This window comes from Morganella sp. EGD-HP17, assembly GCF_000512315.2.
In the GTDB taxonomy this organism is placed as follows: domain Bacteria; phylum Pseudomonadota; class Gammaproteobacteria; order Enterobacterales; family Enterobacteriaceae; genus Morganella; species Morganella morganii.
In genome coordinates this window covers 228092-251016 of record NZ_AZRH01000004.1, presented here as the reverse complement: position 1 = coordinate 251016, position 22925 = coordinate 228092, and the positions used below count along the sequence as shown (strand labels likewise).

At 51.3% G+C, this 22925-nt stretch carries 23 protein-coding genes; 16 read left to right on the top strand and 7 right to left on the bottom strand.

Features of this window, described 5'->3' with window-relative positions; genetic code table 11:
• The first annotated feature begins 142 nt into the window (after window positions 1–142).
• Together X965_RS06805 and mdtD are read left to right on the top strand one after the other, a co-directional pair.
• Complete coding sequence (locus X965_RS06805; protein ID WP_004236756.1) at window positions 143–829, top strand: FadR/GntR family transcriptional regulator; 687 nt, start codon at window positions 143–145, stop codon at window positions 827–829.
• A 53-nt stretch (window positions 830–882) separates the two neighbouring features.
• On the top strand, window positions 883–2298 hold the full coding sequence (gene mdtD, locus X965_RS06800) for a multidrug transporter subunit MdtD (protein ID WP_004240227.1): 1416 nt from the start codon (window positions 883–885) through the stop codon (window positions 2296–2298).
• Here the strand turns inward: mdtD and rbsR are convergent.
• The 6 genes from rbsR to rbsD form a co-directional block, all read right to left on the bottom strand.
• Window positions 2295–3296, bottom strand: coding sequence for a ribose operon transcriptional repressor RbsR (gene rbsR, locus X965_RS06795; protein WP_368733986.1), 1002 nt, complete (start codon window positions 3294–3296; stop codon window positions 2295–2297). The genes mdtD and rbsR overlap by 4 nt on opposite strands.
• Before the next feature lie 4 nt (window positions 3297–3300).
• Complete coding sequence (gene rbsK / locus X965_RS06790) at window positions 3301–4227, bottom strand: ribokinase (protein WP_032098061.1); 927 nt, start codon at window positions 4225–4227, stop codon at window positions 3301–3303.
• A gap of 64 nt (window positions 4228–4291) precedes the next feature.
• Window positions 4292–5182: a ribose ABC transporter substrate-binding protein RbsB gene (gene rbsB / locus X965_RS06785; protein ID WP_024473730.1), complete on the bottom strand. Its 891-nt coding sequence runs from the start codon at window positions 5180–5182 to the stop codon at window positions 4292–4294.
• 33 nt (window positions 5183–5215) lie between these two features.
• Window positions 5216–6187: a ribose ABC transporter permease gene (gene rbsC, locus X965_RS06780; protein WP_004236751.1), complete on the bottom strand. Its 972-nt coding sequence runs from the start codon at window positions 6185–6187 to the stop codon at window positions 5216–5218.
• 3 nt (window positions 6188–6190) lie between these two features.
• A complete protein-coding gene (gene rbsA, locus X965_RS06775) occupies window positions 6191–7696 on the bottom strand; it encodes a ribose ABC transporter ATP-binding protein RbsA (RefSeq protein ID WP_004236750.1) in 1506 nt (501 codons plus the stop codon).
• 7 nt (window positions 7697–7703) lie between these two features.
• Complete coding sequence (gene rbsD / locus X965_RS06770) at window positions 7704–8123, bottom strand: D-ribose pyranase (RefSeq protein WP_004236749.1); 420 nt, start codon at window positions 8121–8123, stop codon at window positions 7704–7706.
• Between the two features lie 344 nt (window positions 8124–8467).
• On the opposite strand from rbsD, the gene X965_RS06765 reads away from it, so the two are divergent.
• The 3 genes from X965_RS06765 (at window position 8468) to viaA (ending at window position 12177) form a co-directional block, all read left to right on the top strand.
• Window positions 8468–9043 carry a lytic polysaccharide monooxygenase gene (locus X965_RS06765; protein WP_036417497.1) on the top strand — a complete coding sequence of 192 codons (576 nt, stop codon included), beginning with the start codon at window positions 8468–8470 and terminating at the stop codon, window positions 9041–9043.
• 159 nt (window positions 9044–9202) lie between these two features.
• On the top strand, window positions 9203–10729 hold the full coding sequence (gene ravA / locus X965_RS06760; protein WP_036417495.1) for an ATPase RavA: 1527 nt from the start codon (window positions 9203–9205) through the stop codon (window positions 10727–10729).
• Window positions 10723–12177 carry an ATPase RavA stimulator ViaA gene (viaA, locus tag X965_RS06755; RefSeq protein WP_036417493.1) on the top strand — a complete coding sequence of 485 codons (1455 nt, stop codon included), beginning with the start codon at window positions 10723–10725 and terminating at the stop codon, window positions 12175–12177. The genes ravA and viaA overlap by 7 nt, the downstream gene beginning before the upstream one ends.
• A 28-nt stretch (window positions 12178–12205) precedes the next feature.
• Here the strand turns inward: viaA and asnA are convergent, their stop codons facing one another.
• A complete protein-coding gene (gene asnA / locus X965_RS06750; protein ID WP_004240217.1) occupies window positions 12206–13198 on the bottom strand; it encodes an aspartate--ammonia ligase in 993 nt (330 codons plus the stop codon).
• 163 nt (window positions 13199–13361) lie between these two features.
• Here asnA and asnC point away from each other — a divergent pair, with 163 nt between their 5' ends.
• The 11 genes from asnC to atpG all read left to right on the top strand — a co-directional run bounded on the left by asnC (window position 13362) and on the right by atpG (window position 22919).
• Window positions 13362–13823: a transcriptional regulator AsnC gene (gene asnC, locus X965_RS06745; RefSeq protein WP_004240216.1), complete on the top strand. Its 462-nt coding sequence runs from the start codon at window positions 13362–13364 to the stop codon at window positions 13821–13823.
• Window positions 13824–13911: 88 nt separating this feature from the next.
• Window positions 13912–14355, top strand: a complete 444-nt coding sequence (gene mioC, locus X965_RS06740) for an FMN-binding protein MioC (RefSeq protein WP_036417490.1) — start codon at window positions 13912–13914, stop codon at window positions 14353–14355.
• 372 nt (window positions 14356–14727) lie between these two features.
• Complete coding sequence (gene mnmG, locus X965_RS06735; RefSeq protein ID WP_004236742.1) at window positions 14728–16617, top strand: tRNA uridine-5-carboxymethylaminomethyl(34) synthesis enzyme MnmG; 1890 nt, start codon at window positions 14728–14730, stop codon at window positions 16615–16617.
• Between the two features lie 3 nt (window positions 16618–16620).
• Window positions 16621–17247, top strand: a complete 627-nt coding sequence (gene rsmG / locus X965_RS06730) for a 16S rRNA (guanine(527)-N(7))-methyltransferase RsmG (RefSeq protein ID WP_004236740.1) — start codon at window positions 16621–16623, stop codon at window positions 17245–17247.
• 603 nt (window positions 17248–17850) lie between these two features.
• Window positions 17851–18228 (top strand): F0F1 ATP synthase subunit I, encoded by a 378-nt coding sequence (gene atpI / locus X965_RS06725; RefSeq protein WP_004236739.1) that lies wholly within the window; start codon window positions 17851–17853, stop codon window positions 18226–18228.
• 30 nt (window positions 18229–18258) lie between these two features.
• A complete protein-coding gene (gene atpB / locus X965_RS06720) occupies window positions 18259–19083 on the top strand; it encodes a F0F1 ATP synthase subunit A (RefSeq protein WP_004236738.1) in 825 nt (274 codons plus the stop codon).
• Window positions 19084–19131: 48 nt separating this feature from the next.
• Complete coding sequence (gene atpE, locus X965_RS06715; protein ID WP_000429386.1) at window positions 19132–19371, top strand: F0F1 ATP synthase subunit C; 240 nt, start codon at window positions 19132–19134, stop codon at window positions 19369–19371.
• A gap of 58 nt (window positions 19372–19429) precedes the next feature.
• Entirely contained in the window at window positions 19430–19900 is a 471-nt protein-coding gene (gene atpF / locus X965_RS06710) for a F0F1 ATP synthase subunit B (protein WP_004240211.1), read from the top strand.
• A gap of 12 nt (window positions 19901–19912) precedes the next feature.
• Window positions 19913–20446 (top strand): F0F1 ATP synthase subunit delta, encoded by a 534-nt coding sequence (gene atpH / locus X965_RS06705; protein WP_004236736.1) that lies wholly within the window; start codon window positions 19913–19915, stop codon window positions 20444–20446.
• A 14-nt stretch (window positions 20447–20460) separates the two neighbouring features.
• Window positions 20461–22002 carry a F0F1 ATP synthase subunit alpha gene (atpA, locus tag X965_RS06700; protein ID WP_004236735.1) on the top strand — a complete coding sequence of 514 codons (1542 nt, stop codon included), beginning with the start codon at window positions 20461–20463 and terminating at the stop codon, window positions 22000–22002.
• 53 nt (window positions 22003–22055) lie between these two features.
• On the top strand, window positions 22056–22919 hold the full coding sequence (atpG, locus tag X965_RS06695; RefSeq protein WP_004240209.1) for a F0F1 ATP synthase subunit gamma: 864 nt from the start codon (window positions 22056–22058) through the stop codon (window positions 22917–22919).
• Window positions 22920–22925: the final 6 nt, after the last annotated feature.

Below are 22925 nucleotides of genomic sequence, written 5' to 3'. Positions count from 1 at the left end.
GAAAAAAATGTTTGTTCGCATTTTTTTTAGACAAAACAGGTATATTTGAGCTTTTATTCGCCTGTTTTGTCATTAATATGCCCATAATGCTTCTTATATATCATTATCCCGCTTTGTTAATGCATCACGCCAAGGAATCAGAATGCAGTTTTCAGAACAACTCAATGCGTCACAAAAGAACCTGTCTTATCTTCTGGCTGAAAAACTGGGACAGCAGATTTTATCCGGCAAGTATCCGCCGGAGTCTATTTTGCCGGGAGAGATTGAGTTGGCGGAGCTGTTCGGGGTAAGCCGGACCGCTGTCCGTGAGGCAGTAAAAATGCTGGCGGCGAAAGGTATGGTCTTACCGCGCCCGCGCATCGGTACCCGGGTGATGCCGGTGATAAGCTGGAATTTTCTCGACCATGACTTTATTAAGTGGTGGCTGAGCAGCGGAGACCACCGGCAGGTACTGACGTATTTCCGCGAGCTGCGCGCCGCGATTGAACCCCAGGCCTGCGCACTGGCCGCCATGAATGCCGGAAAAGATCAGAAACAGTCACTTTCTTTTCTGTTAAAAGAGATGACCTTATTATCCGCCCATTTTGAGCGGGATAAATGGATAGCCGTTGATCACCGCTTCCACCACCTTATTTACCAGGCGTGCGGAAATCCGTTCTTTTCCTCTTTCGCCAATTTATTTGATTTTGTGTATCACAACTTTTTTGAATCCATCACCACCAATCAGGTTATTGAGATTGATCTCCACAAGGAGATTGTGGATGCCATTATCGACGGGAACGGAGAACGCGCCCGTCAGGCATGTCAGGTGTTGTTGAGTAAAGTGTGAATATGTAATAGTTACACTACTGACTATTCAGAGATAATGCATTAAGGGAAAACATGTTTAAAACAGCCCGGAATATGGCGGGCCTGCCGTGGATTGCCGCAATGGCGTTCTTTATGCAGGCGCTCGATGCCACCATTCTGAACACCGCACTGCCGGATATTGCCAGAAGCCTGAACCACTCTCCGCTGGCGATGCAGTCCGCTGTTATCAGTTACACACTGACAGTGGCGCTGCTGATCCCGGTCAGCGGCTGGCTGGCCGACCGCTTCGGTACCCGCAGGGTGTTTATTATCGCGGTGATTCTGTTTTCCCTCGGTTCTTTATTATGTGCCTTTTCACCCAACCTGCCGTTTCTGGTGGTGTCGCGGATTATTCAGGGGATAGGCGGGGCAATGATGATGCCGGTGGCCCGGCTGGCGCTGCTGCGGGCGTATCCGCGCAGCGAGCTGCTGCCGATTCTCAACTTTGTCACCATTCCGGGATTGGTCGGCCCGGTGCTGGGGCCGCTGCTCGGCGGGATCCTGGTGACTTATGCCACCTGGCACTGGATTTTTATCATTAATATACCTATCGGGATTCTGGGGATTATTTACGCCATCCGCCATATGCCCGATTTCACCATGCCGAAACGCCGCTTTGATACGTTAGGTTTTGCCCTGCTCGGTGCCGGGCTGGTCTCTGTTTCTGTCAGTCTGGATCTGTTCGGGGATAATGCTCTGGCAGCGGCAACGCCGTTCCTGGTAATGGGCAGCGGTTTTGCGCTGCTGACCTTCTATGCCCTGCACGCCCGCCGTATTTCTGCGCCGATTATTCCGCTGAGTCTGTTCCGCACGCGGACATTCAGTGTCGGGATCGCCGGTAACGTTGCCACGCGGCTGGGCACCGGCTGTATTCCGTTTCTGATGCCACTGATGTTACAGGTTGGTTTTGGTTATCCGGCTGTGGTGGCGGGGATGATGATGGCACCGACGGCGATCGGCTCTATTCTGGCAAAATCGGCGGTCACGCAGATTCTGCGCCGCTACGGTTATCGCCTGACATTATTTGCAATCACACTGGTGATCGGCGCAATCATTTCTTCTTTCTATTTCCAGTCACCGGGAATGTCGATTTACCTGCTGGTGCTGCCGCTGTTTATTCTCGGCATGGCGATGTCCACTCAGTTCACCGCGATGAATACCATTACCCTCGCAGATCTGACTGAGCATAATGCCAGTTCCGGTAACAGTGTGCTGGCTGTGACCCAGCAGCTTTCCATCAGTTTCGGGATAGCGGTGAGTGCGTCTGTATTACGCTATTTTGAGTCTCAGGATTGGGGGTCAATCGTTGATAATTTCCACGCGACCTTTGTAACGGTCGGGGTGATGACGATTCTGTCGGCGTTTGTGTTCCTGTTCCTGAGCCGGACTGACGGGCGGAATATGATTAAGAAGAAAACCCGCCCCTCAGACAGCCCGGCCTCACATTAACCGCAGATAACAGATCCCCGGTTTATCAGTGCCGGGGTCAGCACCAGCAAATCAGAAGGCGCGTCTGCATCATCCATGCGGCGCAGCAGCTTATCCACCGCCAGTTTGCCCAGCTCATCTTTCGGCTGGTGAATGGTGGTCAGCGGCGGGGTGAGGAATGCCGCCAGGTCGATATCATCATAACCGACAACCGCAATATCCTGCGGGATACGCAACCCTTTCTGCCAGATAGCCTGATAAGCACCGACCGCCATCGCATCGTTACCGGCAAATACCGCCTGCGGAGGCACCGGCAGAGAAAGCAGCTGATTCATGGCACTGAAACCACCGCTGAATTCAAAATCACTTTCCAGTACATACTCCGGCGGCACATCCAGCCCGGCCTGCGCCATTGCGCGGTAAAAACCGTCCAGACGGGATTTGGCCGGTGATTTATCCAGTGGCCCGGCAATACAGGCAATCCGGGTAAAACCGTTTTCGATCAGATGATTGGTGGCAATTTCGCCGCCGAGAAAAGAGTTGTCCTGAATCACATCCCCGCCGAACGCAAACGGCGACCAGTCCATCATCACCATCGGCAGACGGGGATAGCGGCTGAACACCTCCGCTGACGGGCCTTTTATCTCAGTACACATCAGCAGCAGGCCATCCACCCGCTTTTGCAGCAGCGTTTCCAGACTGCTGTTCATCCGTTTGTGATCCCCTTCGGTATTACAGAGGATCAGGCTGTAGCCGCGCTCGTAGCAACTGCGCTCCACGCCGCGGACGACTTCCGCATAAAACGGGTTATTACTGGTGGTCACCAGCATTCCGATGGTGTTTGTGCGGTTCATTTTCAGGCTGCGCGCAAGTGCAGACGGCGCATAGTTCAGCTCGGCAATAGCATCATTTACTTTCTTGCGCACGCCGTCACTGACAAAACGGTTATTGTTGATGACATGTGAGACTGTCGAGGTGGATACCCCCGCCAGCCGCGCCACATCTTTCATCGTCGCCACAGTCTTAACCACGCTCCGCAAGGAATGCATCAATTTCACGGCGCCACGGCACCGATGGCTGTGCACCCCGGCGGGTGACAGCAATTGCGGCAGCGGCATGGGCAAAACGCACCGCTTCATCTGCCGGTTTTCCTTCCAGCAGCGCCGTGACATACGCGCCGTTAAAGGTATCGCCGGCTGCGATAGTGTCCACCGCATTAACTTTAAAGCCCGGGATCCGGCGGCCTTCACCGTTGACGCTCAGCCAGACACCGCGGCTGCCCAGGGTGATCAGTACCTGTCCGATACCTTTATCATGCAGTACCTGCGCCGCTCTGGCTGCGCCGGTTTCATCACTGACAGAAATACCGGTCAGCTTTTCCGCTTCGGTTTCATTCGGGGTGATAACATCCACCAGCTTCAGCAGGCTGTCCGGTAACTCCCGCGCCGGGGCCGGATTGAGGATCACTCTGGTCTGATGATTTTTTGCAGCCTGTGCGGCGGCAATCACCGTTTCCAGCGGGGACTCCAGCTGCATCAGCAGGGCATCGGATTGTTCAACAAGCCCTTTATAAGGCGCAAAATGTGCCGGTGTCAGCGCAGCATTGGCACCGGCACTGATGCCGATGACGTTTTCACCGTCTTCATTAACAAAGATCATCGCCACGCCGGTGGCCGCTTCCGGCACCACGCTGACTGCAGCGGTATGGATACGGTCGCGCTGCAACTGCGCCAGGATTTCCGCGCCGATGGCATCATCCCCCACACAGGCAATAAAGGTAATATCAGCACCGCTGCGCCCGCAGGCCACCGCCTGGTTCGCGCCTTTGCCGCCGAAGGCTGTCTGATATTGCTTACCGATCACCGTTTCGCCGGGTGCCGGGAACTGTGCAATATTCATAATATGATCGACATTAATACTGCCGAGAACGGTCAGACGGGATGTTGTCATTACCTTTATTTCCTTAATTACTGACAATACTCCCCGGCACGGTGTACCGGGGAGGCTGATATCGTTAGTCTTTTACAATCAGTTCTAACTCAACCGGAATGGTTTTGTCGATTTTTTCGCCTTTCAGGACTTTATCGGCGGTCTGAATACCAATGATACCGATCTGGTCAGGACGCTGTGCCACAGTTGCACCGAGTTTGCCGCCTTTCACAGCTTTGATGCCGTCAGCTGTGCCGTCGAAGCCGACCACCAGCACATCATCACGGCCTGCAGTCTGCAATGCACGCTGCGCACCTAATGCCATTTCATCGTTCTGGGCAAATACTGCCTGAACAGCCGGATGTGCAGTCAGCAGGTTCTGCATAACGTTCAGACCTTTGGTACGGTCGAAATCTGCCGGCTGGCTGGCCAGCACATTCATTTTATGCTCAGCAACCGCCTGTTTGAAACCTTCGCCGCGCTCACGGGAAGCTGAAGTCCCGGTGATACCTTCCAACTGGATAACTTTGGCATCCGCGCCGGTTTTACGGGCAATATAATCACCGGCCAGTTTGCCGCCGAGAACGTTATCAGAGGCAACGTGGCTGACCACTTCACCTTTATTGGCTACACGGTCCAGGGTGATAACCGGGATATTGGCTTTGTTAGCCAGGATCACAGCGTTACCGACCGCATCAGAGTCTGTCGGGTTAATCAGCATCAGTTTGGTGCCTTTCACGGTCAGATCCTGCACGTTAGCCAGTTCTTTCGCCGGGTTATCCATGGAATCCAGAACCACCAGGTCGTAACCGAGTTTATCCGCTTCTTTCTGCGCACTGTCTTTCATGGTGACAAAGAACGGGTTATTCAGTGTGGAGATCACCAGGGCAATGGACTCTTTTGCCAGTGCATTGGCGCTGATAGTGGCGCTCAGTGCAACAACGGAGAAAAGGGTCGCAATCTTTTTCAGTTTCATGTTTCTGTTCCTTGCAGGATTCGGGTAAGTGGATTATTTACTGCTTTTGTTATCAACGAGTACAGCCAGCAAAATCACAACCGCTTTAACAATCATCTGGTAGTTGGAGGAGATCCCCAGCAGATTCAGCGCGTTGTTCAGAAAACCTAAAATCAGCGCCCCGATCAGGGTGCCCATAATACGGCCTTTACCCCCGGCGAGACTGGTGCCGCCGAGTACCACCGCCGCAATCGCATCCAGCTCATAACCGTTACCGGCCATCGGCTGTGCGGACGATAAACGCGCCACTTCAATCACACTGGCTAATGCCGCCAGCAGACCACAGAGAGCGTAAACAATGATTTTAATTTTATCGACATTAATACCGGACAGGCGGGTTGCGGATTCATTACCGCCCAGCGCATAGATATAACGGCCCAGACGGGTGTGATGCAGCAGATACCAGGCCGCCGCGAAAACGACAATCATCAGCCAGACCGGTGCCGGAATACCAAACAGACGGCCGATACCAAACCAGCTGAACACATCGGCGTTATCACTGAATCCGGTGCTGATCGGGCTGCCGTCGGTATACACACGGGTCACACCGCGCAGTAACAGCATCATCACCAGCGTGGCGATAAAAGCCTGCACTTTCCCTTTCGCGACAATCACTCCTGTCACACCACCGATAGCCGCCCCCAGTGCCAGCGCACCCGCGACAGCAACAATGGCGTTAACATCCGCGCCCACCATGGAGGCCGCCACCGCACCGGTCAGTGCCAGCAGAGAACCGACAGACAGGTCAATCCCGGAGGTCAGGATCACCAGTGTCATACCCACCGCCATAATGGCGTTAACAGAGGTCTGCTGGAGAATATTGAACAGGTTATTCAGGGTAAAAAAGTTCGGGCTGATCATGGAGACAATCACAATCAGGATCAGCAGCGCGATCAGTGATTTCTGCTCAAGCAGCCATTCTTTGGAAAACCAGCGTTTTGACGCCGGGGTTGAATCTGTACGCATATCTTACTCCTGCCCTGCGCCATATTGTTTGCCGACTGCGGCGGCCATTAATGCTTCCTGAGTGACGTTTTCCGCGGCAAACTCCCCGCTTATCCGTCCTTCGTGCATGACCAGAATCCGGTCACTCATTCCCATGACTTCCGGCATTTCCGATGAAATAAGGATGATACTCAGGCCTTCCTGTTTAAATTTGTTGATCAGCTGATAAATCTCTTTCTTCGCCCCGACATCCACACCGCGTGTCGGTTCATCGAGGATCAGAACTTTCGGCCGCGTCATCAGACCGCGTGCAATTGCCACTTTCTGCTGATTACCGCCGGATAAGAACCCGATTATCTGATCCATGCCCGGGGTTTTGATATTGAACAGCTGAATAAAATCGCTGACAGTCAGATGCTCTTCTTTATGATTAAGGCGTCCGGTCTTGCTGCTGAAATACGGCAGCGCCGTCAGAGACATGTTCTCTTTTACTGACATCCCCAGCACCAGACCATCGCGTTTGCGGTCTTCGGAGATATACACGATGCCGTTATCCAGCCCGGCTTTCGGTGAGTTTATCTGGCAGGCTTTACCGTCCATTTCAACCGTTCCGCCGGTTTTTGCCATCGCACCGTAAATGATTTTCATCAGTTCGGTACGCCCGGCGCCCATCAGCCCGGAAACACCGAGAATTTCATTCTCATGCAGCGTGAAACTGACATCATGCACATCGCGGCCGCACAGGTTTTTTACCACCAGCTTCTCTTTGCCGCGCGGCAGAGTCAGACGCGGATACTGATCTTCCAGTTTACGCCCGACCATCATTTCGATCAGGCTATCCTCCGTCAGGTCAGACACCGGTTTTTCACCGATAAACTGTCCGTCGCGGAACACCGTCACATCATCACAAATCTCAAAAATCTCTTTCAGACGGTGGGATATATAGACAATCCCGCAGCCCTGCTCGCGCAGTTCGCGGATCACACTAAAGAGGGATTCGGTTTCGGTGTCTGTCAGGGCATCTGTCGGTTCATCCATAATGATGACTTTTGACTCAAAACTGAGCACCTTGGCGATTTCCACCATCTGCTGATCGCCGATAGACAATTCAGCCACCAGCCGGTGGCTGCTGTAAGTGAGATTCAGACGGGCCAGTAATTTATCCGCTTCGGCATACATTTTTTTCCAGTCAATGTTACCGAAACGGCCGGTAAACTCGCGGCCGAGGAAAATGTTTTCTGCAATCGTCAGTTCCGGGATCAGGTTCAGTTCCTGATGAATAATCCCGATACCGGCTTCCTGAGACGATTTCGGCCCCGTAAACTGACGCTCCTGCCCCAGAAACAGAATCTGACCGGCATCTTTTTTGTAGATCCCGGTCAGCACTTTCATCATGGTGGATTTACCGGCGCCGTTCTCTCCGACCAGCGCCATCACTCTGCCGGGATAAACCCGCAGGGCAGCACCGGATAAGGCTTTCACACCCGGGAAAGCTTTATCGATACCTTTGAGTTCAAGTAACGGTTCCATAAACACCTCAGAATGTCACGCCGGAGAACAGCATCACATTGGCAAATGGTGTGCACTCACCGGTCCGGATCACGGCACGGCTGTTTTGTGTCTGTAACTTGAAAGAGGCGTGAGTCACATACTGAATCTGAATCACATTACCCTGCTGTAATTCCAGTGCTTTCAGATGTGCCACGATAGCATCGTGCAGCTCACTGTTATGTGTCTGGATATCTTCCGCCATCAGTGCGGCTTCCACCTGCATCTCCTGCGTGATGACTTTAAACACCGACATAAAATCAGGCACACCCTGTGTTAATGCCAGATCAATACGTGGCGTAGCGGGCGGGATTGGCAGCCCGGCATCAGCAACAGTAATATGGTCGGTATGACCCAGACGCGCGATAACCGCAGAGACATCACCGTTCAGTAAAGCCCCTTTCTTCATAAAATCCTCCTGAGCGAAACGTTTCGCTTTTAAACTATGGTAGGAAAAATACGGGAAAACTCAATGTTCATCCATAAAAAATGTGATGGTGATCGAAACGTTTCGCTTAAGAATATGTTAAATGAAAAAGCTAACTGATTGAATGAGTTATAGCTGAATGGATTCAATTATACCGGCAGAAAAATACCGGTTATCCGGCAACTTCCCCCCTGAAATCACCGGTTCTCCCCCCGGATATCCCGGATTTTTTATCACTCTGTTACACCACTAATAAGTTATGACATCGCAAAACATATCCCGGTGTTGTTATGTTGATTTTCCCCTCTCATACCGGAGATCTTCTTATGATGAAAAAAACGGCATTTGCCGGCATACTTTTCTGTTTACTGACTTCTCAGGCGTTTGCTCACGGCTATATCACTGAACCGGCCTCACGGGCAGCAAATTGCCGTGACGGTAAAAATCCCGCTGCAATGTGTGGCTCCGCCCAATGGGAACCACAAAGTATTGAAACATTCTCCGGATTTCCGGACGGAAAATTCCCGCCGGACGGCCGGCTTGCCAGCGGTGGTATTGAGCGTTTTCTGCCACTCGATACCCCCGGTGATAACTGGCATCAGATAACGGTAAAACCGGGAACCGCCATGTTCACCTGGAAAATAACAGCCGCCCACAAAACCCGTAACTGGCGTTACTACATCACCAGGCCGGACTGGCAGCCGGGAACCCCGCTGACCCGGGCATCATTTGAACCCGAACCATTCTGTAGTTATGACGATAAAAATCAGGTTCCGCCGCAGACAGTGACACATCAGTGCACCATTCAGGAACGGAGCGGCTATCAGGTTATTTACGGTGTATGGGAAATCGCGGATACCGCCAACAGTTTCTATCAGGTGATTGATGTCCGGTTTGACTGATGTTTTGTTTTACTGATTAACAGCATTGCCGGTATCCCCGGCAATTTTTTTATCACCATTTGCGCAAAAAGCAGAAGAAACGTGATTTCACGCAGTAAACGCGGTAGCTTTTTTGGTTTATAAACGCAGAAACTGCATCAGTAAATTCACGGGAGTCCCATGCAACGTTCTGAACGTATTGCCCGGCTGAGCCGCCACCTGGAATCCGGGCTGTATGAACGACAGCACGCCATCCGGCTCTGCTTGCTGGCCACCCTCAGCGGGGAAAGTGTTTTTCTGCTCGGCCCGCCGGGAATTGCCAAAAGTATGATAGCACGGCGCATGAAACTGATTTTCAGTGACGCCCGTGCCTTTGAGTATCTGATGACCCGCTTCTCCACCCCGGAGGAGATCTTCGGTCCGCTCTCGATTGCAGCACTGAAAGATGAAGGGAAATACCAGCGCATCACGCAGGGATATCTGCCGGATGCGGAAATCGTGTTTCTCGACGAAATCTGGAAAGCGGGTCCCGCAATCCTCAACACCCTGCTGACCGCGATTAACGAACGCAAATACCGCAACGGCGACAGCGAAAATGCTATCCCGATGCGGCTGCTGGTGGCCGCCTCCAACGAACTGCCGGACGATGACAGCAGCCTGGAAGCACTCTATGACCGGATGCTGATCCGTTTATGGCTGGATAAACTTCAGGAAAAACAGAGCTTCCGCGCCATGCTTATCAGCACACCGGGGGCATCGGATGAACAGATCCCCGCGCATCTGCAGGTAACCGATGAGGAATACCATCAGTGGCAGGAAGAAATTGACCGTGTTGTGCTGACCGATCAGATATTTGAACTGATTTATCAGCTGCGTCAGCAGATTGAGCGGCTGGATAACGCACCGTATATCTCAGACCGGCGCTGGAAAAAGGCACTGCGGCTGTTACAGGCCAGTGCGTTTTTCAACGACCACAGCAGTATCACACCTCTTGACCTGATTTTGCTGAAAGATTGCCTGTGGCATGATTCCGCCTCACTGAAATCCGTTCCGCAACTGCTGACACAACTGATGTGTGAGCAGGCCTATCAACAGCGCAGCCTGTTACTGAAACTGGAAAAATACTATCAGGAATGGATACTGGAAACGCAGACTCAGCAACAGCGGGATGCCTTCAGTGTGATCCGCAGCAGTGCCCGTTTCGGGCGCAAAGTCAGTTACGCTCTGCCGGATACGCTGCCGCCGGGCCCGGTCACCCTTTTTCTGCATAACCCGCTGACATTACATGATATGACAGTCACTCATGTGACTATTGAACGCAGTGCCTTTGATACCTTTTTTGATAAAGGCGTCTTTGATAAAGGTGGGAACATTGCGGCAAAACTCAACGGCATCGGCTTTACCCAGTCTGTGTCCGCCGCAGTGAATGATAACGGCCTTCTGGAACTGCGTGATGTCAGTCTGCGCAGCAGCACCCTGTTCCCGGCGGGTACCGAAAGCCGGATGACAGAGGCGCAGAAGCAAATCTGGCTGGATAAGCTTTCAGCGATACGCCAGACACTGGTACAGCAGCGCCAGCTGTTTGCACAGCATCAGCCCGCCCTGTTTGTCAGTGATGACTGGATTGCACAGATAGAGGAAAGCTTTCTGCCGGTGGCAGAACGCCTCGATAAACTGACTCAGCAAATGAGCAGCACCCCGTGTTAAGTCTTTCAGCACTGGATCTGGCGCTGGCAGTTAATGAAGGGGAACTCATTGAGGAGATCCTGCTGACACTGCTGGCCGCTCCGCAACTGGCCTGGTTTTTTGAAAAGCATCCGCGGTTACGCCGTGCGGTGCTGACTGATATGCCGTCATGGCGGAAATCGCTGGAAGAACGGGTGAAAGAGGCACTGGTACCGGCCGCCCTGGCAGATGAGTTCCGTCTTTACCAGAAAAGCACCGCTGCAGACCGGACAGAATTTTACCGCCTGCTGCCGGAGATCCTCAAAGCGCTGGAGGACATACACTCGCCGTTCTCACCGGAAGCACACCGCCTGCACAGAGATGAGCAGGAAACCACCTCCCATCAGATATTATTCAATCAGCGCTGGCGTCTCAGCCTGATTTTACAGGTCACCACCTATCATAAAGAAATCCTGGAGCAGGAAAAAGAGCAGCTCCTCGCCGAACTTCAGCAGCACCTGGCGCTGAGCGGCAATCTTGATCCGCTGATCAGTGAAAATGAGCAGGCTTCCGGTAAGTTATGGGATCTGGCGAAAGGATCACTGAAATCCCCCGGCCCGGCGGACGATCTCCTGCTGCGTTACAGCGAATTTTTAAAATCCCAGCCGGAACTGGAAAAACTGGCCTCACTGCTGGGGCGCAGCCAGACGGCAAAATCCGTTCCTCAGGACAGTGCGGTGACAGAGCCGGTCACCATTACCGAGCTGGTGCCGGATCAGACCCCGGAAGAGGTCAGCGGGGTCGGACTGAGTGATGATGTGCTGCGTCTTCTGCCCGCCGAGCTGGCGTTACTCGGCATCAGCGGTCTGGAGCTGGAATTTTACCGGAAGCTGGCCGAGAAACAGTTATACACCTACCGGTTACAGGGCGATCACTGGCAGGAACGGCAGGTGATGCGGCCTATCGTTCATCATAAAGATGAAAAACAGCCGCGCGGTCCCTTCATTATCTGTATCGATACTTCCGGCTCGATGGGCGGTTTTAATGAGCGCTGCGCCAAAGCATTTTGTCTCGCGCTGGTCAAAATCGCTATGGCCGATAACCGGCAGTGCCATGTCATGCTCTTTTCCACTGAACAGGTGCATTATGATTTTCTCGGCCCGGACGGCATCGAGCAGATGACCCGCTTTCTGCTTCAGAGTTTTAAAGGCGGAACAGACCTGGCGTCCTGTCTGACAGAAGCGGCAAAACGACTGGAAACGCCGCAGTGGCGTGATGCGGATGTGGTGGTGATGTCTGACTTTATTGCCCAGCGGCTGCCGGATGAGGTGGTGAAGCTGGTTAAACGTTCGCAGCAGCAGGGAAAACACCGCTTCCATGCGGTAGCCCTGTCCCATTACGGAAAGCCCGGTATCATGCGAATTTTTGATCACATCTGGCGTTTTGATACCGGCTTAAAAAATCGTCTGCTGCGCCGTTTCAGGCGGTGAGCCTCCGGGCTCACCGTACAACAGTGTATTACAGCATATCAGTGATGGTTTCGCGCACTTCCGGTGCCCACACACTGCATTGTACCTGGCCGATATGGCTGCGCTGGAGCAGTAACATCACCAGACGTGACTGGCCGATCCCGCCGCCGATAGTCTGCGGCATTTCACCGGCTGCCAGCGATTTGTGCCAGTCCAGCTCCATCCGCACCTGCTGACCGGTCAGATCCAGCTGACGCGCCAGGGTGACCGGGTCGACACGGATCCCCATTGAGGATAACTCGAACGCATCCTGCAATACCGGGTTCCACACGAGGATGTCCCCGTTCAGCCCTTTGTAGCCGTCACTGTTCTCAGTGGTCCAGTCATCATAATCCGGTGCACGGACATCATGGGACTCACCATGAGATAATTTACCGCCGATACCGATTAAGAAGACGGCACCCAGTTCTTTCGCGATGGCGCGCTCACGGCCTTTGGCATCCAGGTCCGGGTAGCGTGCAAGCAGTTCTTCAGAGTGAATAAAATGAATTTGGTCCGGCAGGAACGGTGTCAGACCAAATTCCTTACTTACTGCAAGTTCTGTTTCTTTTATTGTCTGATATATTTTACTCACTGTCTGCTTCAGATAAGGCAGCGTACGCTCCTCATCTGCCATCACTTTTTCCCAGTCCCACTGATCAACATAGACAGAATGGATTGGGGTTAAGCGATCCTCATCAGGACGCAACGCTTTCATGTCGGTGTACAGACCCTGGCCCGGCTGAAAATCAAAACGCCCTAAGGTTTTGCGTTTCCATTTAGCCAGTGAATGCACGACTTCAAAGGTTGAGCCCGGCAATGATTTAACTTTCACCTGAACCGCTTTCTCGCTGCCGGATAAATTATCCTGAGTACCATCACCCACGCGGCTTAAGATTGGCCCCTGGACTTCAATAAGGCCCAGTTGTTTTTCCAGCAGACGTGAGAAGTAAGACTTCACGAAGCTGATTTGCTGCTGCTGTCGGATGAATGATTTTTCCATGATAATAATCCTTGATATGCGGAACATGTATTGCCTGTGAAATAGATTAAGCAACAGAATGGGGTATAAATTCAATATCCTTTATCAAAAATACCCTTTGCTATTTATAAAATTCATTTTTATGATATTAAAAATGAATATTCGTTAATTTAAGGGACATAAAATGGCCGAAATTTATCAGATCGACAATCTGGACCGTGACATACTTCACGCTTTAATGGCGAATGCCCGCACACCTTACGCGGAATTAGCGAAAAAATTTGCCGTCAGTCCCGGTACGATCCATGTCCGGGTAGAGAAAATGAAGCAGGCGGGTATCATCACCGGCACCCGGGTGGATATCAGTGAAAAACAGCTGGGGTTTGATGTGACCTGCTTTATCGGCATCATCCTGAAAAGTGCCAAAGATTACCCGGCCGCTCTCAAGAAACTCGATAAGCTGGATGAAGTGGTGGAAGTCTATTACACCACCGGGCAGTACAGCATCTTTATAAAGGTGATGTGCAAAACGATAGAATCTCTGCAGGACGTACTTATCAACAAGATCCAGAGTATTGATGAGATACAGTCCACTGAAACCCTGATCTCCTTACAGAACCCGATCATACGAACGATCCGCCCGTAAGAAAAAATTCTTATAACCACATTATCCACAGGTAGATCCCAGCTGTTTCACAGCGTACAATAGCGGCTCTTTACAGCAGGGGATCACCATGACCACAGTTACTCTCATTACCGGCAGTACCATGGGCAGCGCAGAATATGTTGCCGAGCATGTTGCCGAAATCCTGGAAAACGCCGGTTTTACCACAGATGTGCAGCACGGGCCGGAAGCGAACGACGTACCGCAGCAGGACAGTACCTGGTTAATTGTCACCTCCACTCACGGTGCCGGTGATCTCCCCGAAAATATACAGCCGTTCGCTGATGCCCTGCGTGAGCAGCAGCCTGATCTCAGTTCCGTCCGTTACGGGGCTATCGGGATCGGCAGCAGTGAATATGACACCTTCTGTGGTGCAGTCCGTACACTGGACGCTCTGCTCACCTCTCTGGGTGCGAAAAAAATCGGTCAGTCACTCGAAATAGATATTCAGAAACACGAGATTCCTGAAGATCCGGCTGAGATCTGGATCGAAGAATGGAAAAATTTACTCTGATTTGCTGATAAAAACAGCAATCAACTGTGGATAACTCGGGGATCAACTTGCGATAAACCCGTAGTTATTCACTGTATAAGATCACTCTCCGTCAGGCCCTGTGAATAAGTACCCGTTTTGATCCCAGCTTATACTGAACAGGATCAACGGTACTTCACAGGAAATGATCCTTTACAGTTTTATGATCTTTATGGGGATTTAACACTTATCCACAGAGGATCGCGATCCTAATAAAAGATCTAATAAAGAGATCTTTAAATAAAAAGATCTTTATATAATTACCTGCGTCTTTACCGCTCATGGTCAGACGGCAAGAGTTGAGTTATATTCTCTCCCCCGATGCGCTACTGCATTTTGTAATGAAGGTTTAACATGTTTTATCCGGATCATTTTGACGTCATTGTTATCGGCGGTGGCCACGCCGGTACTGAAGCTGCAATGGCAGCGGCACGTATGGGCCGTCAAACACTTTTACTGACTCACAATATCGACACTCTGGGTCAGATGTCCTGCAACCCTGCTATCGGTGGGATTGGTAAGGGACATCTGGTTAAAGAGATCGATGCACTCGGCGGACTGATGGCACATGCCACTGACCGTGCCGGTATTCAGTTCAGAACCCTGAACGCCAGCAAAGGACCGGCAGTTCATGCCACCCGTGCTCAGGCTGACCGCGTGCTTTACCGTCTGGCAGTGCGCACCGCACTGGAAAACCAGCCTAACCTGATGATTTTCCAGCAGCCGGTTGAAGATCTTATCGTTGAAAACGATACCGTTACCGGTGCAGTGACCCGGATGGGACTGAAATTCAGAGCCAAATCGGTTGTACTGACTGTCGGGACATTCCTGGACGGCAAAATTCATATCGGACTGGAAAACTACAGCGGCGGCCGTGCCGGTGATCCGCCATCAGTCTCACTGTCACACCGTCTGCGGGAACTGCCGCTGCGTGTCGGCCGTCTGAAAACAGGAACACCGCCGCGTATTGACGCCCGGACCATCGATTTTGCTCAGCTGACACCACAATTCGGTGACAACCCGATGCCGGTATTCTCCTTCATGGGCAGTGCGGATGAGCATCCTGAACAGATGCCGTGCCATATCACGTACACCAATGAAAAAACCCATGAAGTGATCCGCAATAACCTCGATCGCAGCCCGATGTATGCCGGTGTGATCGAAGGGATCGGCCCGCGTTACTGCCCGTCCATTGAAGACAAAGTGATGCGCTTTGCGGATCGTAACCAGCATCAGATCTTCCTGGAGCCGGAAGGGCTGACCAGCAATGAAATTTACCCGAACGGTATCTCCACCAGCTTACCGTTTGATGTGCAGATGCAGATTGTTCACTCGATGAAAGGCATGGAAAACGCGCGTATTGTGCGTCCGGGTTATGCTATCGAGTATGATTTCTTTGACCCCCGCGACCTGAAACAGACTCTGGAAAGCAAATACCTGCACGGCCTGTTCTTTGCCGGACAAATCAACGGCACTACCGGTTACGAAGAAGCGGCTGCCCAGGGGCTGCTGGCCGGTCTGAACGCCGCCCGCTATTCTGCCGATCAGGAAGGCTGGTTCCCGCGCCGTGATCAGGCGTATATCGGCGTGCTGGTGGACGACCTGTGCACACTCGGCACCAAAGAACCGTACCGGATGTTTACCTCACGGGCGGAATACCGTCTGATGCTGCGTGAAGACAACGCAGATGCCCGTCTGACCGAAACCGGCCGTGAACTGGGGCTGGTGGATGACGCACGCTGGGCACACTTCAGTGAAAAAATGGAGCTGATCGAGAAAGAGCGTCAGCGCCTGAGAGATATCCGCGTCCACCCGCAGTCCGAAAGCGTGAAAGAGATCAACGCGATCCTGAACACTCCTCTCTCCAAAGAAGCGACCGGGGAAGATCTTCTGCGCCGTCCGGAAATGGACTATAACCGTCTGATGACCCTGAGTGATTTCGCGCCGGGGGTTAATTCACCGGCAGCGGCACAGCAGGTGGAAATTCAGGTGAAATACGAAGGGTATATCTCCCGTCAGCAGGACGAAATTCAGCGCCAGCTTCGTAATGAGAACGCCACACTGCCAGTTGATCTCGATTACAAACAGGTGAGCGGGCTTTCCAACGAAGTGGTGGCAAAACTCAACGACCACAAACCGACCTCTATCGGCCAGGCATCGCGGATCTCCGGTATCACACCAGCTGCTATCTCTATCCTGCTGGTTTGGCTGAAAAAGCAGGGCCTTCTGCGGCGGAGTGCGTAACGGATGAGTGATTTACAGCAACAACTTTCCGCGCTGCTGCGCAGTGCGGATATCCGGCTGACCGATCAGCAGAAACAACAACTTACCGGTTATGTGGAGATGCTTCACAAATGGAACAAAGCCTATAACCTGACGTCTGTCCGCCAGCCGGAACAGATGCTGGTGCGTCATATCATGGACAGTATCGTGGTCGAACCGCATCTGACCGGCCGCCGGTTTATTGATGTCGGCACCGGCCCCGGGCTTCCCGGCGTGCCGCTGGCGATTGTCCGCCCGGACTCTCACTTTGTCCTGCTCGACAGCCTGGGTAAGCGTGTACGCTTCCTGAAACAGGTACAGCATGAACTGGGGCTGAGCAACATCGAACCGGTTCAGAGCCGCGTGGAAGAGTATCAGGGCGAACCATTTGACGGGGTTATCAGTCGTGCATTTGCATCACTGGATGATATGCTCAGCTGGTGTCATCACCTGCCGGTACCGGAAACCGGGCGCTTTTTTGCACTGAAAGGCAGTGTGCCGGAAGAGGAATTAACCCGGTTACCGGAGGGGATTTCTCTCGTCAGTGTTGAAAAACTGGTCGTGCCGCAACTTGACGAGCAGCGCCATCTGGTGATTCTTAAAGCAAATTGAGTTTGCTGTACGTCAAAAAACAGAAATATTTTTAAGGGGACGGAGTCAGCGCATTTTCTGCACCGTCCCTTTGTTTTGCCGGAGACGAAAATAAAATGCGTAACGGGGCCGTTACAAAGTGACAACGGCAGATTGGTTACTTTCCGGTAAGTTTATCTGCGAAAAATTTCATGCCGGATCGTTTTTACTGATAACGCATTATTTCAAAATTATTTATTTTATTTAAAATTAATCTGTAAATATCAGTTAAATGTTTATTTTTTTAATTAACTGGTTGATAGATATTGCTATTTTTACAACCGCTGATCGCTATAAAATGTTAATTCAACTAATGTATTTTATGTTATGTGATTTTTGTCACGTTTCAGAAATGAGTTGCACGTCGTATTCCGAGGTAGGGTAGACTCTATTTTTTGTACGATTTGTGGCGGCGGCAAAGAAATTAAATTTTTATTCACTTTTTCGCTACTTATTGATTGAAAACAATCTGGCTGCCCGTATAATTTGCACGTTTTTGTCTCTTGACACTCTCGCTCAAAGGCAGTTTTATACATCATTCAGTAAGCCTGACCCCGGAAGGTGCACACGGAGAAACTAAATGTCATGTCTGTCTCCCTTTTCAACGGAAAATTGACCAAAAAACTGTTGTTTTTGCAGTTTATGACGTTTGTTGTTCTTAGTGCGCTTTTTTGCATAAAAAGTATCGAGTGGGGTGCTTCCGCGCTGGCCGGGGGAGTTGCCGCATGGATACCGAATGCGATTTTTTTGCTGATCAGTAACCGGCAGAAAGCGCATGAGGAACCGCAGTCGTACCGGATTGCATGGTTTTTTGTGGTAGGGGAAGGGTTTAAAGTTATCTTCGCGATAGCGATACTGATGATTGCTTTAGGAGTGTTTAAAGCGGCAGTTGCACCACTGGTCTTGACCTATTTAGCGGTGCTTTTCGTGCAGATTATCGCACCGGCCGTGCTAAGCGGTTAGCGGTTTTAACAACAAAGGGTAAGAGGCATCATGTCTGCATCAGGAGAAAGTTTAACCACAAAAGAGTATATCGGTGGCCACCTGAATAACCTTCAGCTGGACCTGAATACTTTCGAGTTGGTCAATCCCCATGCGAACGCGACTCCATCTTTTTGGACGCTGAACATTGACTCCCTTTTCTTCTCAGTCGTATTAGGTATTTTCTTTTTATGGCTTTTCAGAAGGGTGGCAAAGAAAGCGACAAGTGGCGTTCCCGGGAAATTTCAGACTGCGGTAGAAATGCTTATCGGCTTCGTTGACAGCAACGTCCGTGATATGTATCACGGCAAGAGCAAGGTTATTGCACCTCTCGCATTAACTGTGTTCGTGTGGGTGCTGCTGATGAACGCACTGGACTTATTACCAATCGACTTCATTCCGTATATCGGTGAACACATCCTCGGTTTACCTGCGCTGCGTATCGTTCCGACCGCAGACGTAAGTATCACACTGTCGATGGCGATTGGTGTATTCGTTCTTATCCTCTTTTACAGCTTCAAGATGAAAGGCGTGAAAGGATTTGCAAAAGAGCTGACATTACAGCCTTTTAATCATCCGTTATTCATTCCTGTCAACCTGATTCTGGAAGGGGTAAGCCTGCTGTCAAAACCTGTTTCCCTCGGTCTGCGACTGTTTGGGAACATGTATGCAGGTGAGCTGATCTTCATTCTTATTGCAGGTCTGCTACCGTGGTGGTCACAATGGTTACTGAGCCTTCCGTGGGCGATTTTCCACATACTGATTATTACGTTACAAGCCTTTATTTTCATGGTTCTGACGATCGTCTATCTGTCGATGGCGTCTGAAGAGCATTAATTTTATTACCAATAACTGTGATTTAACTGAAACAAACTGGAGACTGTCATGGAAAACCTGAATATGGATCTGCTGTACATGGCTGCCGCTGTAATGATGGGCCTGGCGGCTATCGGTGCTGCGATCGGTATCGGCATCCTCGGTGGGAAATTTTTAGAAGGCGCTGCACGCCAGCCGGATTTAATCCCTCTGCTGCGTACTCAGTTCTTCATCGTAATGGGTCTGGTTGACGCCATCCCGATGATTGCTGTGGGTCTGGGCTTGTATGTAATGTTTGCGGTTGCGTAGTGATACGGCCACTCCCGGATATTTACATCAACTCAATTAGATAAAGAGGTATTGTGCTGTGAATCTTAACGCAACAATCCTCGGCCAGGCCATCGCGTTTGTCCTGTTTGTTTTGTTCTGTATGAAGTATGTATGGCCACCGATCATGGCGGCCATTGAAAAACGTCAGAAAGAAATTGCTGACGGTTTATCTTCCGCAGAACGTGCTAAAAAGGACCTGGACTTAGCGCAAGCCAATGCGACCGACCAAATGAAAAAAGCGAAAGCGGAAGCATCTGCCCTGATCGATCAAGCGAATAAACAACGCGCTCAGATCATCGATGAGGCAAAAGCAGAAGCGGAAGTTGAGCGTAGCAAAATCATAGCACAGGCGCAGGCGGAAATTGACGCCGAACGCAAACGTGCTCGTGAAGAGTTACGTAAACAGGTCGCCATTTTAGCTGTCGCGGGTGCCGAGAAAATTATTGAACGTTCCGTGGATGAAGCTGCTAACAGCGACATCGTTGATAAACTTGTCGCTGAACTGTAAGGAGGGTGGGGCATGTCAGAAATCGTTACTGTAGCTCGCCCCTACGCCAAAGCAGCTTTTGACTTTGCTGTGGAAAACCGGGCCGTTGAAAAATGGCAGGATATGCTGGCATTTGCCGCTGAAGTGACACGCAATGAGCAGATCGACGATCTGATTTCCGGTTCTTTTGCTCCGGAAACCCTGGCTCAGGCGTTTATCACTGTTTGCGGTGAGCAGATTGACGAGCATGTTCAGAACCTGGTTCGTATCATGGCTGAGAATGGTCGCTTAGTGACCCTGCCGGAAGTTAGCCGTCAGTTCGCAACACTGCGGGCTGCGCTGGAGTCAACTGTTGAGGTTGAAGTCACTTCAGCCGGCGAACTCAATGAACAGCAGCTGGCGAAAATTTCTGCAGCGATGGAAAAACGTCTGTCACGCAAAGTTAAGCTGAATTGCAAAATTGATAAGTCAGTTATCGCGGGGTTTGTATTGCGCGCCGGTGACCTTGTCATCGACAACAGCATTCGCAATCGACTCGAGCGTTTAACCGACGTCTTGCAGTCTTAAGGGGACTGGAGCATATGCAACTGAATTCCACCGAAATCAGCGAACTGATCAAGCAGCGCATTGCTCAGTTCAATGTCGTGAGTGAAGCTCACAACGAAGGTACGATTGTCTCCGTCAACGACGGTATCATTCGTATCCACGGTTTAGCCGAAGTTATGCAGGGTGAGATGATCTCTCTGCCGGGCAACCGTTATGCTATCGCACTGAACCTGGAGCGCGACTCTGTTGGTGCGGTTGTGATGGGTCCTTATGCCGACCTGGCAGAAGGCATGAAAGTCAAATGTACCGGTCGTATTCTGGAAGTGCCGGTTGGCCGTGGCCTGTTAGGCCGTGTGGTCAACACCCTGGGTGAGCCTATCGATGGTAAAGGCCAGGTTGAGCACGATGGTTTCTCACCTGTCGAAGTTATCGCACCGGGTGTTATCGACCGTCAGTCCGTTGATCAGCCTGTACAGACCGGTTATAAGTCTGTCGATGCGATGATTCCAATCGGCCGTGGTCAGCGTGAGCTGATTATCGGTGACCGTCAGACCGGTAAAACCGCACTGGCAATCGATGCAATCATCAACCAGCGTGATTCCGGCATCAAATGTATTTACGTCGCAATTGGTCAGAAAGCGTCCACTATTGCTAACGTTGTCCGTAAATTAGAAGAGCACAATGCGCTGGCCAACACAATCGTTGTGGTCGCGAGTGCGTCTGAATCTGCGGCACTGCAATACCTGGCTCCGTATTCCGGTTGTGCAATGGGTGAATACTTCCGTGACCGCGGTGAAGACGCGTTAATCATTTATGATGACCTGTCAAAACAAGCGGTTGCTTACCGTCAGATCTCCCTGCTGCTCCGTCGTCCGCCTGGACGTGAAGCATATCCCGGTGACGTTTTCTATCTGCATTCCCGTCTGCTGGAACGTGCTGCGCGTGTTAACGCGGAATATGTGGAAGCGTTTACCAAGGGTGAAGTGAAAGGCAAAACCGGTTCTCTGACCGCGCTGCCAATCATCGAAACTCAGGCAGGGGACGTATCAGCGTTCGTTCCGACTAACGTTATCTCCATCACTGATGGTCAGATCTTCCTGGAATCCGCGCTGTTCAACGCCGGTATCCGTCCTGCGGTTAACCCGGGGATCTCCGTATCCCGTGTGGGTGGTGCAGCACAGACCAAGATCATGAAAAAACTGTCCGGTGGTATCCGTACCGCTCTGGCACAGTATCGTGAACTGGCGGCGTTCTCACAGTTCGCATCTGACCTTGATGATGCAACCCGTAAACAGCTTGACCACGGTCAGAAAGTTACCGAGTTGCTGAAACAGAAACAGTATGCACCAATGTCAGTGGCACAACAGTCTCTGTCACTGTATGCAGCTGAGCGTGGTTACCTGGAAGATATCGAAATTTCGAAAGTCGTGCCGTTTGAAGCTGCTCTGATTGGCTACGCCACTCGTGAACATGCTGATCTTCTGAAAGAAATCGACCAGACGGGTAGCTATAACGATGATATCGAAGCGAAGTTGAAAAACGTGCTCGATACCTTCAAGGCGACTCAGTCCTGGTAATACTAAACGGCCTGTGTGAACAGTACAGGCCGTCTGGTTCATGAGGAGAGCAAATGGCCGGCGCAAAAGAGATACGTTCTAAGATCGCCAGCGTACAAAATACGCAGAAGATCACTAAAGCGATGGAAATGGTCGCGGCGTCCAAAATGCGTAAAACGCAGGACCGCATGGCGGCCAGCCGTCCTTATGCAGAGACCATCCGCAGTGTGATTGGTCACATTGCATTAGGTAATCTGGAATATAAACATCCATACCTCGAAGAACGCGAGGTTAAGCGTGTCGGGTACCTGGTTGTTTCTACCGACCGTGGTTTGTGTGGTGGTTTGAACATTAACCTGTTCAAGAAGCTGATTGTCGAAATGAAAGACTGGTCTGACAAAGGTGTTCAGACTGATCTGGCTCTGATCGGGTCCAAAGCAACATCATTCTTCTCCTCTGTGGGCGGGAATGTGGTTGCTCAGGTAACCGGCATGGGGGATGACCCGTCGCTGGCTGACCTTATCGGTTCGGTAAAAGTCATGCTTCAGGCCTACGACGAAGGTCGTCTTGACAAGCTGTACATTGTAACTAACCGGTTTGTGAATACCATGTCTCAGGTTCCGACCATTGTTCAGGTTCTGCCGTTACCGCCAAGCGATGACGAAAACCTGAAGAAGAAAACCTGGGATTATTTATACGAACCTGATCCTAAAGCGTTACTGGATTCCCTTTTACGGCGCTACATCGAAGCGCTGGTATACCAGGGCGTTGTGGAAAACCTGGCCAGTGAGCAGGCCGCCCGTATGGTTGCAATGAAAGCTGCAACTGATAACGGCGGTAACATGATCAAAGAGCTGAATTTAGTTTACAACAAAGCGCGTCAGGCAAGCATTACACAAGAACTCACCGAGATTGTGTCCGGTGCTGCCGCGGTTTAACACCCG

Excerpts from the sequence above, each read along its gene's own strand:
- X965_RS06805 (WP_004236756.1), top strand. The coding sequence starts at position 143 with ATGCAGTTTTCAGAACAACTCAATGCGTCACAAAAGAACCTGTCTTAT.
- mdtD (WP_004240227.1), top strand. The coding sequence starts at position 883 with ATGTTTAAAACAGCCCGGAATATGGCGGGCCTGCCGTGGATTGCCGCA.
- rbsK (WP_032098061.1), bottom strand. The coding sequence starts at position 4,227 with ATGACAACATCCCGTCTGACCGTTCTCGGCAGTATTAATGTCGATCAT.
- rbsB (WP_024473730.1), bottom strand. The coding sequence starts at position 5,182 with ATGAAACTGAAAAAGATTGCGACCCTTTTCTCCGTTGTTGCACTGAGC.
- rbsC (WP_004236751.1), bottom strand. The coding sequence starts at position 6,187 with ATGCGTACAGATTCAACCCCGGCGTCAAAACGCTGGTTTTCCAAAGAA.
- rbsA (WP_004236750.1), bottom strand. The coding sequence starts at position 7,696 with ATGGAACCGTTACTTGAACTCAAAGGTATCGATAAAGCTTTCCCGGGT.
- rbsD (WP_004236749.1), bottom strand. The coding sequence starts at position 8,123 with ATGAAGAAAGGGGCTTTACTGAACGGTGATGTCTCTGCGGTTATCGCG.
- X965_RS06765 (WP_036417497.1), top strand. The coding sequence starts at position 8,468 with ATGATGAAAAAAACGGCATTTGCCGGCATACTTTTCTGTTTACTGACT.
- ravA (WP_036417495.1), top strand. The coding sequence starts at position 9,203 with ATGCAACGTTCTGAACGTATTGCCCGGCTGAGCCGCCACCTGGAATCC.
- asnA (WP_004240217.1), bottom strand. The coding sequence starts at position 13,198 with ATGGAAAAATCATTCATCCGACAGCAGCAGCAAATCAGCTTCGTGAAG.
- asnC (WP_004240216.1), top strand. The coding sequence starts at position 13,362 with ATGGCCGAAATTTATCAGATCGACAATCTGGACCGTGACATACTTCAC.
- mioC (WP_036417490.1), top strand. The coding sequence starts at position 13,912 with ATGACCACAGTTACTCTCATTACCGGCAGTACCATGGGCAGCGCAGAA.
- mnmG (WP_004236742.1), top strand. The coding sequence starts at position 14,728 with ATGTTTTATCCGGATCATTTTGACGTCATTGTTATCGGCGGTGGCCAC.
- rsmG (WP_004236740.1), top strand. The coding sequence starts at position 16,621 with ATGAGTGATTTACAGCAACAACTTTCCGCGCTGCTGCGCAGTGCGGAT.
- atpI (WP_004236739.1), top strand. The coding sequence starts at position 17,851 with ATGTCTGTCTCCCTTTTCAACGGAAAATTGACCAAAAAACTGTTGTTT.
- atpB (WP_004236738.1), top strand. The coding sequence starts at position 18,259 with ATGTCTGCATCAGGAGAAAGTTTAACCACAAAAGAGTATATCGGTGGC.
- atpE (WP_000429386.1), top strand. The coding sequence starts at position 19,132 with ATGGAAAACCTGAATATGGATCTGCTGTACATGGCTGCCGCTGTAATG.
- atpH (WP_004236736.1), top strand. The coding sequence starts at position 19,913 with ATGTCAGAAATCGTTACTGTAGCTCGCCCCTACGCCAAAGCAGCTTTT.
- atpA (WP_004236735.1), top strand. The coding sequence starts at position 20,461 with ATGCAACTGAATTCCACCGAAATCAGCGAACTGATCAAGCAGCGCATT.
- atpG (WP_004240209.1), top strand. The coding sequence starts at position 22,056 with ATGGCCGGCGCAAAAGAGATACGTTCTAAGATCGCCAGCGTACAAAAT.